This is a genomic window from Paenibacillus sp. J22TS3 (assembly GCF_018403205.1).
Lineage (GTDB): Bacteria > Bacillota > Bacilli > Paenibacillales > Paenibacillaceae > Fontibacillus > Fontibacillus tuaregi.
In genome coordinates, this window is sequence record NZ_BOSF01000055.1 from 1 (window position 1) to 221 (window position 221).

A 221-nucleotide genomic window follows, 5' to 3' on the forward strand; every position below is an offset into this window, starting at 1 on the left:
TGATCCGCCGAAAGCCTAAGGGTTCCTGAGGAAGGTTCGTCCGCTCAGGGTAAGTCGGGACCTAAGGCGAGGCCGAAAGGCGTAGTCGAAGGACAACAGGTTGAAATTCCTGTACCACCGTAATCCGCTATGAGCGATGGGGTGACGCAGCAGGGTAGTGACGCGGACTGATGGATGTCCGTCCAAGCAGTGAGGCTGGTATGTAGGCAAATCCGCATACC

The 221-nt window shown here is 56.6% G+C and carries 1 rRNA gene; it reads left to right on the forward strand.

Annotated features, from left to right (window positions below):
• Positions 1-5 precede the first annotated feature (5 nt).
• Positions 6-221, forward strand: a 23S ribosomal RNA gene (locus KJS63_RS26020); the annotation flags it as partial.